1 protein-coding gene and 1 pseudogene are annotated in these 1,400 nt (G+C 64.6%); both read right to left on the minus strand.

Annotated features, from left to right (window positions below; all coding sequences use genetic code 11):
• A pseudogene (locus ACZ7GZ_RS43355) lies at window positions 1–103 on the minus strand (IS5/IS1182 family transposase); the annotation flags it as partial.
• A 315-nt stretch (window positions 104–418) separates the two neighbouring features.
• Window positions 419–1,400 (minus strand): tetratricopeptide repeat protein (locus tag ACZ7GZ_RS43360; protein ID WP_471033367.1); only part of this gene is annotated, 982 nt, incomplete at its 5' end.

Here is a 1,400-nt window from a genome sequence, read left to right on the forward strand (position 1 = left end):
GCGGGAGCTTGCAGCGGCGGTCACCCTCACGGGTGACGATGAGCATGGTTACCCACTCGACCAGGGCGTGAGGCAGGTCGAGTGAGGCAGGATAGAGAACCAACGAGGCTCCTCGCTGATGAGTTGAGACGTCGAACACCTCTCTCAACGGCATGGGAGCCTCGTGCGTTGCGGGACATCGACCCGTCACCAGATCAGTGGCCACGCTGAAAGAGCTCAATGATCAGAGTGTCCACGATCAAGGAGCAACGCCCGTGGACGACTTCACCCTGCGCCGCTGCCACCGCTACGCGATCACATCATCAACGCGGAGACCGGGGAGCGCATCGAGGTGCTCTCGAGGGGGCCGTCTCGTACGCCGCATGAAACACGGTGTCCACTCCCAGGGATCGACCTCTGCCGGCACTGCGCCTCACGCTCAGTAAGACCTGCCCCTCGACAATCTCGCCCGTGCCAGGACATCGGCGGCGATGGGGTGGCGTTGATAGGGGCGTAACTGCTGATGAAGGGTGTGAAGTGCACGGCGGATGAGGACAGAGCGCACGTGGGCGTGGTGATCGAGGAACCGGCCCCAGTGGTGACAGGCTGGTTCCAGTTGACCGGTGCGTATCAGCGTTTCTGCGAGCCGGGCTTGGGTGATGGCGAAAGACCTATGCTGTGTGGCGCTGTCACGGAGGCGCGCCGAACGGCGCAGGGCACCAATGGCCTCGGGATACATTCCCAGAGCAAGGAAGGTCTCTGCGCGCTGGAAGTGCAGCGCGGCGCTCGGGTAGTGCGAGAACGAGATGGTCTGTTCGGCATCGGTGTGGTGTTTGTCTTCGGCCCTGAGCAAGTCGGTAAGGGCCGCGCTGCGTTGGCAGGCCCGGGCGCGGGTGACGGCCCGCTGGATGAGGAGATACGAAGCCACCGATGGCGGGGCGCTGGGTCCGGCAGTCTCCACAGCGGTCTCGGCCAACTGGCTGGCGAATGACAGCCAGCCAAGGCGTAGACCAAGCGCACTCATCGCCCGCATCGTAATGGAGTACACCGTGCGGTCCTCGGCCTCATGCGCTAGATCGAGAGCGATTCGGTGATACTGCTCGGCCAGAGGGAGCTGGCCGGTGTCTGCCGTCATCTGAGCGAGGACGTGCGTGAGTTGAGCGGTAGTGGATAACACAACACGGTCTGCGCTCCCAGCCCCCAGGAGGCGTCCCACGTCGTCGGCAGTGTACAGGGCAAGCGCACGCCGTCCGTGGGAGCCGCCATGGCGTTCGAGAGAGCCAATGACATGCCGGATCAGGCCCTGGAGCGTCCTGAGTTCAGCCGACGGGGCCTTCACCGGTGCGGGCTCGGACGAGACTGGCTTCCATTCGTGCGACGGATGCGTCACCGTGCGGGGCGCGGAGACGATGGGCGTGCCA

The organism is Streptomyces sp. NPDC037288, assembly GCF_055603265.1.